Consider the following 14,332-nt stretch of genomic DNA (forward strand, 5'->3'; position numbering starts at 1 on the left):
CGCCTGATGAACGAACTTCCGAATTGCCCAAAATGCAATTCTCCTTATACATATGAAGACGGCAATTTGTTTGTCTGCCCGGAATGCAGTTATGAATGGAATCCGGCTCCAGAAATTGAAATCCAAGACGAAACGAAAGTGAAAGATGCCAATGGCAATCTATTAGCAGACGGGGATTCTGTGACCGTCATTAAGGATTTAAAAGTAAAAGGGAGTTCTTCGGTGTTAAAGATCGGAACGAAAGTGAAAAATATCCGCCTTGTAGAGGGCGACCATAACATCGATTGTAAAATTGATGGATTCGGTCCGATGAAACTGAAATCGGAGTTTGTGAAAAAAGGATAAAAGGCACCTGAAAGTTAGGGGGAGTTTCAATGTACTGGACAGACAGATGGACAGAAGCAAATGGTGTGAAATTGCACTATATGGAAACCGCTATTTTCGACGATATGATGACTCCTTTAGTCTACGTGCCGGGAGCTTTGAACCATGCGGCACAAGCAACTGAGCTATTGGGCTATTTTGAAGACAGAAGACGGATCAGCATGAGCTTGAGAGGAAGAGGCAAGAGCGAAGCGCCGCTTTCAGGCTATGCATTTAAAGACCATGTAACAGACATTGAAGCGGTAGTAGACAGAAGCGGCGTAACAGAATTTTGCCTGCTCGCTTATTCTATGGGCGTTCCTTATGCCATTGATTTCGCTGCAGAGAATCCACATATAAAAGGGATGATTCTTTGCGATTATCCCGCCAAATATCCCGCTTTTCCAGAAGAGTGGGCAGCTCGAGTAAAAGTCGCTGGTTTTATCGGCGAGGAAAATTTCCATGTGCCTGAAGGAATCCAACGAGAATCAAGAGCGCTCAGCCTAGAAGAACAATTGGCAAAAATTGATGTTCCGGTTTTAATTATTCGGGGAGAAAAGGATGGCTCGCTGTTAAAAGACAGTGACGTGGAATTTTACCAAAAGCACCTAAAAGACGTACGATTCATGACAGTAAAAGATGCAGGGCACGAACTTTGGGAGCCCGATAAGGAAAACTTTATCCGGTTAATTGCAGGATTTCTGAAATGGTTGGATAAAAAAGAAAAATTTCTTGGATAAGCAGAAGCGGATGATTCGTTTAAAATCATCCGCTTCTTTTTTCTTTTCGTAATTTATTAGACAAATATTCAATAATTGTTCATTTTCTGAAACCTTTTAGTTTGATTCCTCGTATATACTAATAGGAAAAACATAGAATATATGGAAGTTCTCATTATTGATATACATAAGAGGTTCAATTGAGGAGGCGCGTTGTGAAACACACTTGGGGATGGGTTTTAGGAATCGTATTGTTTAGCGGTTTGTTTTTTTACTTTACTACCTTCTTTTCTTATGAGGCATCGTCGGCCGCATTATCAGGATTTCCCGTGCCGAAAAGCGCAAAGCTGACAGAAGAAAATGAAGTGGCGAAATTGTACGAGTGGAACCGGGCATCTGAGGAAAATGGGATTCCTTTGGGCTATGAAGTGGTATTGAAAGCGAACGGATGGGAAAAAGGTTCAAGGCAAGGCGCTTCTGTACGCTACACGAAAGGCCAAGAACAAATAGATGTTATTTCAGCTACAAATCGTTTAATTTTGATCCGAATCCAATAAAATATTGCGTAGACATATTAAAAGCTGTATCCAGAACTTCTGGATACAGCTTTTGAACTTTTACCGGCGTCCGATATCTGATCCGACATCCGTTTTCCGGGAATCTTGGAGCGGTGTTTTATCGCCGACAATATAATCATTGGGGCTATTGCTTTCTAATTCGTCGCTTGTACGGTATGTGCTGGCATCGATATCATTGTCTTCGACATCTTCTGTGCGCACGACCAATACATCGCATTTAGCAGAACGGACAATATGTTCAGAAACGCTGCCGATCAAGAAACGTTCAACTGCGTTCAATCCAGTAGCACCGCAAATAATTAAATCGGCAGTTACTTTTCCTGCGAGTTCCCGGGAAATCATCGTTTTTGGAGAACCGTAATCGACCAGAACGTTTACTTTTTCAACACCTGCTGCCTGCGCTTCTTTTTTATATCCGCCAAGCAGATCTTCCGCGAATTTTTGGGCACGGTCTGCAATGGATCGGTCATAAGCTTCGATTGCTGCAAATGAACGGGTGTCGATGATGTTCACCAAGTTCAATGTGGCATGGTTCCGCTTCGCAATCCCGACCGATTTTTTAAATGCCCATTCTGCTTCTTTGGAGCCATCAACTGCTACTAAAATTTGTGAGTATTTAAGTGTCATATTGCATTCCTCCTTGTCTATACTGTTTTAATTCGCTATAGGTATATGAAACTCCTTCATATTAATCAGAATTTTATACAGAAAAATGGCTATTTTGTGAAACGAATGTTTTAGTACAATAACTTTATCGCATTAGCGAATAAAGAAATTCAGTACTCCAAGAAGAATAAACGGAAAAGATGCATTAAAGACAGTAAAAGGGTAATACAGGTAATGAAGGCCGATGGAGCAAGGCCATTTAGTTAGCAGTTTCAAGAAATGCTTCAAAAGTGTAATTTATTCCAATTGGAGGGTTTGATATGCGAATAGGTATACCGAAAGAAGTTAAGAATAATGAAAACCGGGTAGCGATGACCCCGGCCGGTGTGGTCAATTTGGCGATGCATGGCCATGATGTTGTGATCCAAACGGAAGCAGGGACAGGATCTGGATTTACGGATGCAGATTACCAAGCGGCTGGAGCGCAAATTGTGCAATCAGCAGAAGAAGCGTGGAGCCAGGAAATGGTCATGAAAGTAAAAGAACCGACTCCTGAAGAATACGGATACTTTAGAGAAGGCATGATTCTCTTTACGTATCTGCACCTGGCGCCGGAACCGGAATTGACGAAAGCGATGCTAGAAGCAAAAGTGACAGGCATTGCCTATGAAACGGTGCAATTGCCGAATAATTCTTTGCCGTTGCTGACGCCGATGAGCGAAGTGGCGGGCAAAATGTCCACGCAGATTGGAGCGCAATTTCTTGAAAAAATCCATGGAGGCGGCGGGATTCTTTTAGGTGGCATCCCGGGCGTGTCGCGCGGAAAAGTCGCGATAATCGGTGGTGGAGTGGCCGGAACCAATGCTGCGAAAGTGGCCATTGGCATGGGGGCAAACGTGACCATCCTTGACTTGAATCCCGATCGCCTTCGTCAATTGGATGATTTGTTTGGAACAGACGTTCAAACCATGATTTCCAATCCGATGAATATTGCAGAATCGGTGAAAGAAGCGGATCTCGTTGTCGGCGCTGTATTGATCCCGGGAGCGAAAGCACCAAAACTGGTGACGGAAGAAATGATTCAATCGATGAAACCGGGGTCAGTAGTCATCGATATTGCCATCGACCAAGGCGGCATATTTGAGACCAGCGACCGGATTACAACACATGACAATCCGACCTATATGAAGCATGGCGTCGTTCATTACGCAGTAGCCAATATGCCCGGGGCGGTTCCGAGAACTTCCACCATCGGTTTGACAAATGTCACCGTGCCCTACGCTGTGCAAATAGCAAATAAAGGATTTGAAAAAGCCATTTTGGAAAATGAAGCATTAAAAAAAGGCGTCAACACGTTTAATGGTTTTGTTACTTATAAAGCAGTGGCAGACGATCAAGGCGAAGAGTACCGATCAATCGATGAATTGATCGGATAATTGAAAAGGCGGTCCAGGGAAAAAATCCTGGACCGCCTTTTGCTTTTATGAATGATGGATAATCTGCAATTCTTTTGGAAACTTCGTCAACACTTCTACACCGGTTTCAGTAACTGCGACATCATCTTCGATGCGGACGCCGACTTTACCGGGCACATAAACTCCGGGCTCTAATGTAAAGACCATCCCAGCTTTCATTTCCATCTCATTGGAACCGTGAAGTGAAGGGAACTCATGGACGGAAATACCAAGGCCGTGGCCAAGGCGATGAGTGAAGTATTCGCCATAACCCGCATTTTCGATTACGTCGCGGGCAGTTTTATCCAGTTCAGCAGCAGTGACGCCTGGTTTTACTGCGTTCAATGCCGCTTCTTCCGCTTGTCTGACAATTTCATAGACTTCTTTTTGCTCTGCAGAAGGTTCGCCGAGAGCCAAAGTACGTGTGATATCGGAACAATAGCCTTTATGGACGACGCCCAGGTCAAACAGCACGAGGTCGCCATTCTGGAGTTTTCGGTCTCCTGTCTTGCCGTGGGGAGAGGCTGCTTTAGAACCGGCTAAAACGGTTGTATCGAATGACATATGAGTAACTCCGCGTTTTTTCAGTGCCAGCTCAATCTCCGTCATCAACTCGATTTCGGTGATGCCTTCACGTAAATTATTTGCAGCCACTTCGATTGCGTAATCGGCAAGTGCCGCTGCTTCTCTTAAAATTTCCAATTCTGCCTCATCTTTGATAACGCGCATCGCGTTTACTTTATCGTCCAAGGCTAAGAAGGTCGGATTGCCGAAGAATCCGTTCAATGCTTCGTAACGGTCCACTGTCATATGGGATTTTTCAATCGCGAGCTTTTGGATGGAAGCAGATTTTGCTGCAGCGGTCCGGTGAAGGACTTCCATCGCATTTTCAGTGTCCACGTGTCCAACGATGTCGCCAGACCAGCCGGCACTTTTCGCATCCGGAATTTCCATTTGCGGGCAAATGAGGAAGGGCTCCGCATCTTTGAAAACCATGACACCAAGAAGGCGTTCGTGCGGATCACTCTTGAAACCACTGACGTAAAATACATTATCGGGGTTGGTAATAAACGCCGCATCGATTTCCATTTCGTTCAAATAACTTTGCAATTGCTTGATTTTATTCATATGTATTCCTCCTTGTATAAGTGTAGCATATCAAAATTCAGGGTATAATACAGCTTGGAAAGATTGATAATAAGAGCTGGAGGGGATTAAATGAAGGTATCATTCCATGGCCATTCTGTAGTGAAAATTCAAACAGCAGGTAAAGTTATATTAATTGATCCATTCATTTCCGGAAACAGTTTGACGGATTTAACGGCAAGTGAAGAAAAGCCGGATGTCATTCTGCTAACGCATGCGCATAACGATCATGTCGGCGATACGATCGAACTAGCGCTTCGGAATAGCTCGCAAGTAGTGGCACCGGTAGAGCTCGCTAACTATCTGGCTGGCCAAGGAGTCGAAACGGTTGGCATGAACCTTGGAGGCGCTAAAGAATTCGAATTCGGCACCGTCAAATACACAAAAGCCTTCCACAGTTCTTCGTATACCACACCAGAAGGCGATGCCATTTACGGCGGAATGCCAGCGGGCATCCTTTTTAAAGCGGAAGGCAAGACGATCTACCATGCAGGCGATACGGAAGTGTTCGGCGACATGGAAATCATCGGCAAACGCAATAGAGTGGATTTGGCATTCGTGCCGATCGGCGATTTTTTCACGATGGGGCCGGATGACGCAGCTTATGCTGTGGAATTGATCAATCCGAAAACCGTGGTGCCGATCCATTACAATACGTTCCCGCCGATCAAGCAGGACCCTGAGTATTTCAAAGGGCTTGTCAAAGGCGCTGAAGTCAATATCATGCAGCCCGGCGATGTAATCGAATATTAAAACGGCAACCCTTGAGAATTTTCTCAAGGGTATTTTATTGCTTGCCGGTTCAGTCTGTTTTTTCTATGACTTATGATACACTTGAGAGTATAGAATGCGAGAAAGAACAGGTGAAATTATGGCGACGAAACATGAACAGATACTGGAGTATATCGAAACGCTCCCGGTCGGCGAAAAGATCTCCGTACGCCGTATTGCAAAGGACCTTCAAGTCAGTGAAGGAACGGCTTACCGGGCGATCAAGGAAGCTGAAAACCAGCGTCTTGTTTCGACAATTGAGCGAGTCGGAACCATCCGGATCGAGCGGAAGAAAAAAGAGAATATCGAGCGGCTCACCTATGCGGAAATTGTCAATATCGTTGATGGCCAAGTGATGGGCGGAAGAACCGGACTGCATAAATCGTTGAACAAATTTGTCATTGGAGCCATGCAGTTGGACGATATGATGCGCTATACGGAAGCGGGGAATCTGTTGATTGTCGGAAACCGCTACAAAGCCCATGAATACGCCTTGCAGGCGGGTGCTGCGGTTCTTGTGACTGGTGGTTTCGAAGCTTCGGAAACGGTGAAAAAATTAGCTGATGAATACGAGCTGCCTGTTATTTCAACAAGTTATGATACGTTTACCGTAGCGACGATGATCAACCGGGCCATCTACGACCAATTGATCAAAAAAGAGATTTTGCTAATCGAAGATATTTTGATTCCTTTGGAAAATACAAATTTCCTGCAGGACAAAGATACCATCAGGAATTACCACGAATTGAACAAAGAAACCACACATGGCGGATTTCCGGTGGTCGATGAAAACGGAAAATTGGTCGGGATTATCACCTCACGCGATGTTATCGGCCACGGGGATACCGAATTGATCGAGAAAGTGATGACGAAAGACCCCATTACGGTTTCCATGCAGACAAGCGTTGCTTCTGCGGGGCATCGGATGATCTGGGAAGGCATCGATCTATTGCCGGTGGCAGATGACCACGGCAAACTGAAAGGCGTCATCAGCCGGCAAGATGTATTGAAAGCCATTCAAACGGCCCAGCGCCAGCCTCAGCAAGGCGAAACGATCGATGATTTGATCATGGGCCAAATGCATCTTCAGTCAACAGACAAAGTGACGTTGAATTTCCGGGTCACACCGCAAATGACGAATGCATATGGTTCAATTTCGTATGGCGCCTATTCCGCCATATTAATAGAAGCAGCTTCAACGGCTTTAAAAACAAAAAATCGGAAAGACAGTGCGCTTGAAAACATGACGGTCTATTATTTGAATCCTGTTCAACTGGATTCAACCGTATTGATCAAACCGGTGATTCTGGACATGAGCCGGAAATCCGCAAAAGTTGACGTCGAAGTTAGCTTTGAAAATAAGATCGTCGGAAAAGCACTGTTAACTTTCCAATTGCTGGACCGTTAGAAAAGCGCAAGCGCCCGTTCAGTCCCGACAAGCGCTGGAAGCCTTGCCGGAAATGGCGTTCTTTGCCATTGGCGGAAAGGCTGAAGCGACTCGAGGGGTTGGGCGCTGGAGACTAGACACTAGAAAAGCGCAAGCGCCCGTTCAGCCCCGACAAGCGACAGAAAAAACCCCTCCTTTTCAGGAGAGGTTTCTTATTGGTTCAAACGTGCTTCTTCCGCTACGAATGAATGATAATGCTTAGCCGCTTTGTAATTGTAAACCATTAAAGCCAGGCCAAGAATGATGAAGATGCCGGAAATGATGTAAGTCACGACCGATTGGAAAACAAACATTTGGTTGATGCCAAAAAACATCACAAAGCTGCCAAGCGCTACAGAAGCGATAGAAGCATACCATTTCTTCCGGATTGGCAAAGTTGCACGGAATTGTTTTGTTTTATAATAAAAATAAAAAACAAATGATATAATTATCATACCTACTAATACGATCATTGGAGAACCTCCTGTATTCCATAACTCACTCCTATTGTACTGAGAAATGGACAAAAATGCGAATGGATTTCCTTAAAAACGGAGGAACTGAAAAATGTATAGTCAAATCATCGACACAATTAAACAATACGAAACCATCATCATCCATCGCCATGTACGGCCGGACCCAGATGCATACGGCTCGCAGCTAGGATTGAAATACTTGCTACAGCACAATTTTCCGGAAAAGCGGATTTTGGCTGCGGGGGAGCATGACTTCACTTTAGACTTTTTGGATTTTCCGGATCAAGTGGAAGACGCCGATTTTAACGGAGCTTTGGTCATTGTGACGGATACTGCGAATACGGAGCGGGTCGACGATCAACGCTATAAAACTGGCGAGAAAATCATAAAAATCGACCATCACCCAAATGACGACGCATACGGCGATTTATTGCATGTGGACACGAATGCGAGTTCAGCATCCGAGTTGATCTACGAATTGTATACATACGGCCATGAACAGGAAAACTGGGAAATGCCGGATATGGCTGCCCGTCTTTTATATGCTGGGATCATCGGGGATACCGGGCGGTTCCTATTCCCGAGCACGACAGAAAAAACGTTTAAAATTGCCGGAGAATTGATCAAATACAATTTCAACCGCGATGAATTGCATAACGGCATGTATGAAATGGAGCGGAAACTGCTTCATTTGCAAGGCTATATCTACCAGAATTTCGTGATGAACGAAAGCGGTGCCGCGTATGTGAAAATCACAAAAGACGTTTTAAGCGAATTTGATGTAACGGCATCAGAAACTTCTTTATTAGTTGGATCTCTTGGCAATGTCAAAGGCTTGAAAGCATGGGTCATCTTTATCGAAGAAGATACAGAAATCCGCGTTCGCCTGCGTTCAAAAGGGCCGGTCATCAATGGCCTTGCCAAAGAATTCGGCGGCGGAGGACATCCGATGGCTTCAGGAGCAACAGCTTATTCATGGGAAGAAGCCGAACAAGTCATCGAACGTTTAACAAAAATTTGCGCTTCATAATAAAGGAGGGATTGGATTGTCAATGGTATACCCGCATATAAGCACCTCGGCAGATTTGCTGAAAAGTACGGTTCGCCTTGATGAACTTTTCCCTTTTCTAAAAGAACAGGGAACGGCATCTGCAGCGATTGTCAATTCCAAATTATACGGCATCCTCCCCTTTTGGGAAGCTTGCCATAAGGCCGGCATCCATGGGGTGGTCGGCCTTTCTGTGTTTATCGAATTTGAAGGGCAGGAGTATCCAGCGGTGCTGTATGCCCAGTCAAATATCGGCTATAAAAATTTGCTTAAAATAACGTCCGCTTTATCAACTCGGGACAAAGCGGCGATACCGGAACAATGGCTGAAAGCCTACCGGCAAGGCTTGATCTGTGTTATTCCGAGTAAAGCGGAATGGGTGATGACCGATAGAAGCGAAGCGATCCACTTTCTCCATGAAATCTTCGGCAGCTTTTGCTATGGCAGCATCGAGCGGCCCGGAGGACAGCGCATGGAGCAAGAAGAGAACTTTATCGCTTTATGCGAAAATGAAAAATTGCGCATCATGGCAACACAAGAAAGCCGCTATTTGCACGAAAGCGACGCCTTTTCCTACGAAGTCGCTTCTGCAATCGGCCAAGGACAGAAAATGAACGATCCGGAACGCAAGCGGCCAGAGCATCAAAAAGCGTACGTTCCTTCTGCAGCAGAATTTTCCTCTTGGTTTTCAGAGCGGCCCGAATGGCTTGAGGAAACAAAAAATATGCTTGAAAGCTGCAAAGTGACAATTCCTCTGCATCAGCAGCTGCTGCCGGTATTTCCATTGCCGGACGGTACAGACCGCTCAGTCTACATTTGGGATCTTTGTATGGCTGGATTGTCCGAGCGAATTCCGAATTATGGTGAACACTACATTGAGCGGTTGAAATACGAACTCTCAGTCATTCGGAAAATGGGCTTTATTGATTATTTTCTAATCGTTTCTGATTTTATGAAGTTCGCAAGGGACAACGAAATTCTGACAGGGCCGGGCCGGGGCTCTTCAGCCAGTTCACTTGTTGCGTTCAGCTTGCGGATTACGGATGTTGATCCGTTGGAACACGATTTGCTATTTGAACGTTTTTTGAATCCGGAACGGGTAACATTGCCGGATATCGATATTGACTTCGCCGATCATCGGCGCCATGAAGTCGTGGAATATGTCGCTAAAAAATACGGAGAAGTGCGGACTGCCCAAATCATTACATTCGGTACTCTCTCAGCAAAAGCGGTAGCCCGCGATACGGCACGCGTATTTGGTTTTGAACCGGAAGAGCTCGATGCCATCTCGAAAATGATTTCGAACCGGCCGGGAACTACATTGCGGTCCGCCTTGAAAGAAAATCAGCGCTTGAATGATTGGATCGTCGAAAAGGAAGAACGCAAAAGTTGGTTTAAAACAGCTTTGAAATTGGAGGGGCTGCCTCGCCATGCCTCTACCCATGCTGCTGGAGTGATTTTGAGCCCGACGCCGCTTGTCGACCATGTGCCGATTGAAAAAGGAAGCGAAGGCATTTATATCACCCAATGGCCAATGGCTGAACTTGAAGCCGTCGGATTATTGAAGATGGATTTTCTCGGACTCCGCAATTTGACGATTCTTGAGCAGATCCGGCGCTTGCTTTATCATGATACGAAAAAATGGATCGACTACCGCAAGCTGCCTTTGATGGATAAAGAAACCTATGCTCTTTTGGCGCAAGGGGATACGACGGGGATCTTCCAATTGGAATCGGATGGCATGCGCGGTGCTTTAAGGCAGATCAAACCGACTGCTTTTGGTGATATCGTGGCAGTCAACGCGCTTTTCCGTCCAGGTCCGATGGAATTTATCCCTTTATATGCGAGACGGAAACATGGCCAGGAAAAAGTGGATTATATCCATCCGATGCTTGAGCCGATTTTAAGCGAAACTTACGGCATCATTGTGTATCAAGAGCAGATCATGCAGATTGCTTCCCGCATCGCTGGGTTTTCACTTGGCGAAGCGGATTTGCTGAGACGGGCAGTCAGCAAGAAAAAGCGGGAAATACTGGATGAAGAACGAGTCCATTTTACACAAGGTGCCGTGAAGAAAGGGTTTACTGAACCGGAAGCTTCCAAAGTCTATGATTTGATCGTCCGATTTGCAGATTACGGCTTTCCGAAAAGCCATGCCGTTGCCTATAGCATGATCTCTTATCAGTTAAGCTACATGAAAACGCATTACGCCGTTTACTTTTATGCGGCCATACTCGCGAACAGCTCGGGCAATGCTGAAAAGACCGGCCAGCTCTTGCAGGAGATCAAAGACAAAGGTATACCAGTTCTTCCGCCTTCTATCCAAAAGAGCCGCTATTCGTTCTCGGTGGAAGAAGGCAAAATCCGTGTCGGCTTAAACGCAGTAAAAGGCGTGCCGGGAAGCGCTATAAAAGCCCTGTTATCAGCGCGCAAAGAAGGGCCATTTACCAGCCTCTACGCTATTGCAGAACGTATTTCTGCCATCCATTTTACCCGGAAGGCATTTGAACCTTTGGTGAAAGCAGGGGCTTTGGATGATTTTGAACTGGATCGTGCAACTCTGCTTGCCTCACTCGATAGTGCCGTCAAGCATGCCGAATTGGTAAAACCCGATGAAGACCCCGGGTTGTTTGATGAAATGGGGTCGAGCTTTATGAAGCCGAAATACATCAAAGCTTCTCCTATTCCAGAAACCTTAAAACTCGATTATGAAAAAGAGGCCCTCGGATTTTATTTGTCGACGCATCCGATAGCGAGAGAAAAGCAGCAGCGCAATAAACCTTATGCCGATTTGAAGAGTTTGAAGAATTCTCAAGACAGAAAATCGGTGACAGTTCTCGGGATGGTCGACGACATCAAGCGAATACGGACCAAAAAAGGTGATGCCATGGCTTTTGTGAGCTTGCAAGATGATACAGGCCAGGCTTCTGTTACGCTGTTTCCAGCTGAATATGCCAAATACAATCATTTGCTCGAGTCTAACAGCGTCTTGGAAGTACAAGGGACTGTAGAAAACCGTAACCATAAAACTTCTATTATTTGTAAATCTATTCATACTTGACTGCCTTTCTTCTTAGAAAGGCAGTTTTTTCTTTACGGCAGCCGAAAAGTTTTGTATTCTAGAAAATATGAGTGGCCAGACCACTTTCAAATTTATGGAAGTAAGGAGCTATCATGAATCAGTCAAAACGATTTTTAGACATAGTAACAGACATTCGTGACATGATTCGGCGCGAGAAGATCAAACCGGGCAATCGTATCCCATCCGAAAGAGAGCTGGCCGAGAAATTGCAAGTTGGCAGGTCGACGCTAAGAGAAGCGCTGAGAAGTTTGGAGCTTCTGGGTTTGATTGAAACGAGGAGAGGGGAAGGTACTTTTCTTTCTGATCACCGGAACCATCAATTGGTGGAAGTCTTATCGACGTTTATCTTACAGGATACCCAGTCTCAGGAAGATGTCTGGCAAACCAGATTGATCCATGAAATATCCGCGATCCGGACTATTTGCCAAAATAGCAAATTAGCAAGCTTGAAGGTTTGGGATAGTTTCAGAAATCGGCTGAATGAAAATGAAAGCTTATACCGGGAGGATTTTGTCCGCGAACTGATGGTTCTGTCCGGGAACCGATTATCACTGAAAATTTGGTTCTTGCTGCAGCAATACAGCGGAAATCCTTATCAGGAGCCCGTTACAGAAGATGAAAAAGAAATGTTACTACCATTATTGGCTGCGCTTGAGCAGCAAGATATGAACTCAGCAATTGACTTATTCAAAACTTGGAGCAGTTGGTTACAAAAGGGGAGAATGCAAAATGGCAATGATACGCGAGATCTTTAAACGCAACAAAGACAAACAAGGAACGACCATGCCAAACAAAGATTCAAAAGATATTCCGGAAGGATTGATGACAAAATGTCCTTCGTGCAAACAAATCACGTTAACGAAAGAATTGAAGAACCTCCATAAAGTCTGCCCGAAATGCGACCATCATTTTAAAATGACGGCGTATGAGCGAGTTGAGAGTTTACTTGATGAAGGTTCTTTCGAATCGATCGATGACCATATTAAATCAGAAAACCCGCTGGGGTTTCCGGGATATACGGATAAAATCCGTTCAGATAGCGAGAAAACAGGATTGAATGAAGCGGTCTTGACCGGAACCGGGAAGTTGAACAACCAAGAAATCGTTGTAGCTATCATGGATTCCCATTTCCGGATGGGATCGATGGGATCTGTAGTCGGGGAAAAAATTACACGCGCAGTAGAAGCGGCAACTGCTAAAAATCTACCGTTCATCATCTTTACAGCAAGCGGCGGGGCCCGTATGCAAGAAGGCGTATTGTCTTTAATGCAAATGGCCAAGACAAGTGTCGCGCTAAAACGCCATAGCAATGAAGGTTTGCTGTTTGTTTCGGTACTTACGCATCCTACTACTGGCGGCGTATCTGCGAGTTTTGCATCTGTCGGGGATATTAATATTGCCGAGCCGAAAGCGTTGATCGGTTTTGCTGGGCGCCGGGTCATTGAACAGACTGTGCGCGAAAAGCTGCCGGAAGATTTTCAAACCGCAGAGTTTCTATTGGAGCATGGCCAGCTTGATGCCGTTGTCCATAGAGCGGATATGAAAGAAAAAATGAGCACAATCGTGCGTTTGCATACGAAGGGGGCTGTCCAAAATGGCTAAAAAAAATTCAGCTCCAAAAACTTTGGGTTTTGAAGAACCCCTTATCCAATTGCGAAAAAAAATCGAAGAGCTTAAAGAATATACCGCAACAGCGGATGTCGATCTCAGTTCAGAAATCGATAGTTTGGAAGAGCGTCTGGCCAGCCTGGAAAATGATATTTACGAGAATATGAAGCCTTGGGACCGCGTCCAAGTCGCTCGGCATCCAGAGCGTCCGACGACTTTGGATTACATTCCATTGATTTTTAAAGATTTTATCGAATTGCACGGAGACCGTACATACGGAGACGACGAAGCCATTGTCGGCGGCATCGGTTCGTTTGATGGACAGCCGGTCACAATCATCGGCCATCAGCGCGGAAAAGATACAAAAGAGAATATTCGCCGCAACTTCGGAATGCCGCATCCGGAAGGCTATCGAAAAGCGCTTCGTTTGATGAAGCAGGCCGAGAAATTTAATCGCCCCATCATTTGCTTGATCGATACAAAAGGCGCGTATCCTGGAAAAGCAGCAGAGGAACGCGGGCAAAGCGAAGCGATTGCAAGAAACTTGGTTGAAATGGCTGGTCTGGAAGTGCCGGTTCTTTCGATTGTTATTGGCGAAGGCGGAAGCGGCGGAGCGCTAGCCCTCGGGGTGGGCAATCACATTTTGATGCTTGAAAACTCCACGTTTTCCGTAATTTCGCCTGAAGGGGCAGCCTCAATTTTATGGAAAGATTCTGCATTGGCGCAAACAGCTGCCGAAGCGATGAAGATCACGGCGCCCGATTTACTGGGAATGCAAATCATCGAAGCGATCATTCCAGAGGTTCGCGGAGGTGCGCATCATAATTACGAAAAGCAAGCCGAAATGATTGCACAAGCTATCCGGAAATCGTTCGAAGAGTTAAAAGGGCTATCCGGCGAAGAACTGATCGACCAGCGCTATAAAAAATTCCGGTCAATCGGCATTTTCAGCGAATAAACCCAAACAATTGACAGCCAGGCTTAAAATGCCTGGCTGTTTCAGGTGTTGCAGGAAATTTACTATGAATAAAAAATATAAGCGCTTACAGTTTTTG

At 45.4% G+C, this 14,332-nt stretch carries 13 protein-coding genes and 1 pseudogene; 11 read left to right on the forward strand and 3 right to left on the reverse strand.

Annotated features, from left to right (window positions below; genetic code table 11):
- Positions 1-6: 6 nt before the first annotated feature.
- The 3 genes from NFU07_RS12075 (at position 7) to NFU07_RS12085 (ending at position 1,639) form a co-directional block, all read left to right on the forward strand.
- Positions 7-345 carry a zinc ribbon domain-containing protein YjdM gene (locus NFU07_RS12075; protein ID WP_251478493.1) on the forward strand — a complete coding sequence of 113 codons (339 nt, stop codon included), beginning with the start codon at positions 7-9 and terminating at the stop codon, positions 343-345.
- Between the two features lie 29 nt (positions 346-374).
- A complete protein-coding gene (locus NFU07_RS12080) occupies positions 375-1,103 on the forward strand; it encodes an alpha/beta fold hydrolase (RefSeq protein ID WP_251478495.1) in 729 nt (242 codons plus the stop codon).
- A gap of 194 nt (positions 1,104-1,297) precedes the next feature.
- Positions 1,298-1,639 (forward strand): hypothetical protein, encoded by a 342-nt coding sequence (locus NFU07_RS12085; protein ID WP_235198901.1) that lies wholly within the window; start codon positions 1,298-1,300, stop codon positions 1,637-1,639.
- Positions 1,640-1,843: 204 nt separating this feature from the next.
- Here NFU07_RS12085 and NFU07_RS12090 read toward each other — a convergent pair.
- A pseudogene (locus tag NFU07_RS12090) lies at positions 1,844-2,287 on the reverse strand (universal stress protein); the annotation flags it as partial.
- Between the two features lie 299 nt (positions 2,288-2,586).
- Between NFU07_RS12090 and ald the strand changes: the two are divergent.
- Complete coding sequence (gene ald, locus NFU07_RS12095; protein WP_251478497.1) at positions 2,587-3,702, forward strand: alanine dehydrogenase; 1,116 nt, start codon at positions 2,587-2,589, stop codon at positions 3,700-3,702.
- A 45-nt stretch (positions 3,703-3,747) separates the two neighbouring features.
- On the opposite strand, the gene NFU07_RS12100 is transcribed toward ald, so the two are convergent.
- On the reverse strand, positions 3,748-4,848 hold the full coding sequence (locus NFU07_RS12100) for a M24 family metallopeptidase (RefSeq protein WP_251478499.1): 1,101 nt from the start codon (positions 4,846-4,848) through the stop codon (positions 3,748-3,750).
- A 90-nt stretch (positions 4,849-4,938) separates the two neighbouring features.
- Here NFU07_RS12100 and NFU07_RS12105 point away from each other — a divergent pair, with 90 nt between their 5' ends.
- Positions 4,939-5,619, forward strand: coding sequence for a metal-dependent hydrolase (locus NFU07_RS12105; RefSeq protein WP_251478501.1), 681 nt, complete (start codon positions 4,939-4,941; stop codon positions 5,617-5,619).
- A gap of 118 nt (positions 5,620-5,737) precedes the next feature.
- The gene (locus NFU07_RS12110; RefSeq protein ID WP_251478503.1) at positions 5,738-7,045 is read left to right on the forward strand and encodes a DRTGG domain-containing protein; all 1,308 of its coding nucleotides are present in this window, start codon (positions 5,738-5,740) and stop codon (positions 7,043-7,045) included.
- Between the two features lie 191 nt (positions 7,046-7,236).
- On the opposite strand, the gene NFU07_RS12115 is transcribed toward NFU07_RS12110, so the two are convergent.
- On the reverse strand, positions 7,237-7,536 hold the full coding sequence (locus NFU07_RS12115) for a YtpI family protein (RefSeq protein WP_251478504.1): 300 nt from the start codon (positions 7,534-7,536) through the stop codon (positions 7,237-7,239).
- A gap of 94 nt (positions 7,537-7,630) precedes the next feature.
- Here NFU07_RS12115 and NFU07_RS12120 point away from each other — a divergent pair, with 94 nt between their 5' ends.
- The 5 genes from NFU07_RS12120 to accA all read left to right on the forward strand — a co-directional run bounded on the left by NFU07_RS12120 (position 7,631) and on the right by accA (position 14,235).
- Positions 7,631-8,569 carry a DHH family phosphoesterase gene (locus NFU07_RS12120; protein WP_251478506.1) on the forward strand — a complete coding sequence of 313 codons (939 nt, stop codon included), beginning with the start codon at positions 7,631-7,633 and terminating at the stop codon, positions 8,567-8,569.
- Positions 8,570-8,591: 22 nt separating this feature from the next.
- The gene (gene dnaE / locus NFU07_RS12125) at positions 8,592-11,648 is read left to right on the forward strand and encodes a DNA polymerase III subunit alpha (RefSeq protein ID WP_251478787.1); all 3,057 of its coding nucleotides are present in this window, start codon (positions 8,592-8,594) and stop codon (positions 11,646-11,648) included.
- A 113-nt stretch (positions 11,649-11,761) separates the two neighbouring features.
- Complete coding sequence (locus tag NFU07_RS12130; protein ID WP_251478508.1) at positions 11,762-12,424, forward strand: FadR/GntR family transcriptional regulator; 663 nt, start codon at positions 11,762-11,764, stop codon at positions 12,422-12,424.
- Complete coding sequence (gene accD, locus NFU07_RS12135) at positions 12,399-13,271, forward strand: acetyl-CoA carboxylase, carboxyltransferase subunit beta (RefSeq protein ID WP_285835961.1); 873 nt, start codon at positions 12,399-12,401, stop codon at positions 13,269-13,271. Before NFU07_RS12130 ends, accD begins: the two co-directional genes overlap by 26 nt.
- On the forward strand, positions 13,264-14,235 hold the full coding sequence (gene accA, locus NFU07_RS12140) for an acetyl-CoA carboxylase carboxyl transferase subunit alpha (RefSeq protein ID WP_251478510.1): 972 nt from the start codon (positions 13,264-13,266) through the stop codon (positions 14,233-14,235). Before accD ends, accA begins: the two co-directional genes overlap by 8 nt.
- Positions 14,236-14,332 lie beyond the last annotated feature (97 nt).

Source organism: Planococcus sp. NCCP-2050 (assembly GCF_023708025.1).
Lineage (GTDB): Bacteria > Bacillota > Bacilli > Bacillales_A > Planococcaceae > Planococcus.

Bases quoted from the DNA above. Each gene is read 5' to 3' on its own strand.
- NFU07_RS12075 (WP_251478493.1), top strand. From the start codon at position 7: ATGAACGAACTTCCGAATTGCCCAAAATGCAATTCTCCTTATACATAT.
- NFU07_RS12080 (WP_251478495.1), top strand. From the start codon at position 375: ATGTACTGGACAGACAGATGGACAGAAGCAAATGGTGTGAAATTGCAC.
- ald (WP_251478497.1), top strand. From the start codon at position 2,587: ATGCGAATAGGTATACCGAAAGAAGTTAAGAATAATGAAAACCGGGTA.
- NFU07_RS12100 (WP_251478499.1), bottom strand. From the start codon at position 4,848: ATGAATAAAATCAAGCAATTGCAAAGTTATTTGAACGAAATGGAAATC.
- NFU07_RS12105 (WP_251478501.1), top strand. From the start codon at position 4,939: ATGAAGGTATCATTCCATGGCCATTCTGTAGTGAAAATTCAAACAGCA.
- NFU07_RS12110 (WP_251478503.1), top strand. From the start codon at position 5,738: ATGGCGACGAAACATGAACAGATACTGGAGTATATCGAAACGCTCCCG.
- NFU07_RS12115 (WP_251478504.1), bottom strand. From the start codon at position 7,536: ATGATCGTATTAGTAGGTATGATAATTATATCATTTGTTTTTTATTTT.
- NFU07_RS12120 (WP_251478506.1), top strand. From the start codon at position 7,631: ATGTATAGTCAAATCATCGACACAATTAAACAATACGAAACCATCATC.
- dnaE (WP_251478787.1), top strand. From the start codon at position 8,592: ATGGTATACCCGCATATAAGCACCTCGGCAGATTTGCTGAAAAGTACG.
- NFU07_RS12130 (WP_251478508.1), top strand. From the start codon at position 11,762: ATGAATCAGTCAAAACGATTTTTAGACATAGTAACAGACATTCGTGAC.
- accD (WP_285835961.1), top strand. From the start codon at position 12,399: ATGGCAATGATACGCGAGATCTTTAAACGCAACAAAGACAAACAAGGA.
- accA (WP_251478510.1), top strand. From the start codon at position 13,264: ATGGCTAAAAAAAATTCAGCTCCAAAAACTTTGGGTTTTGAAGAACCC.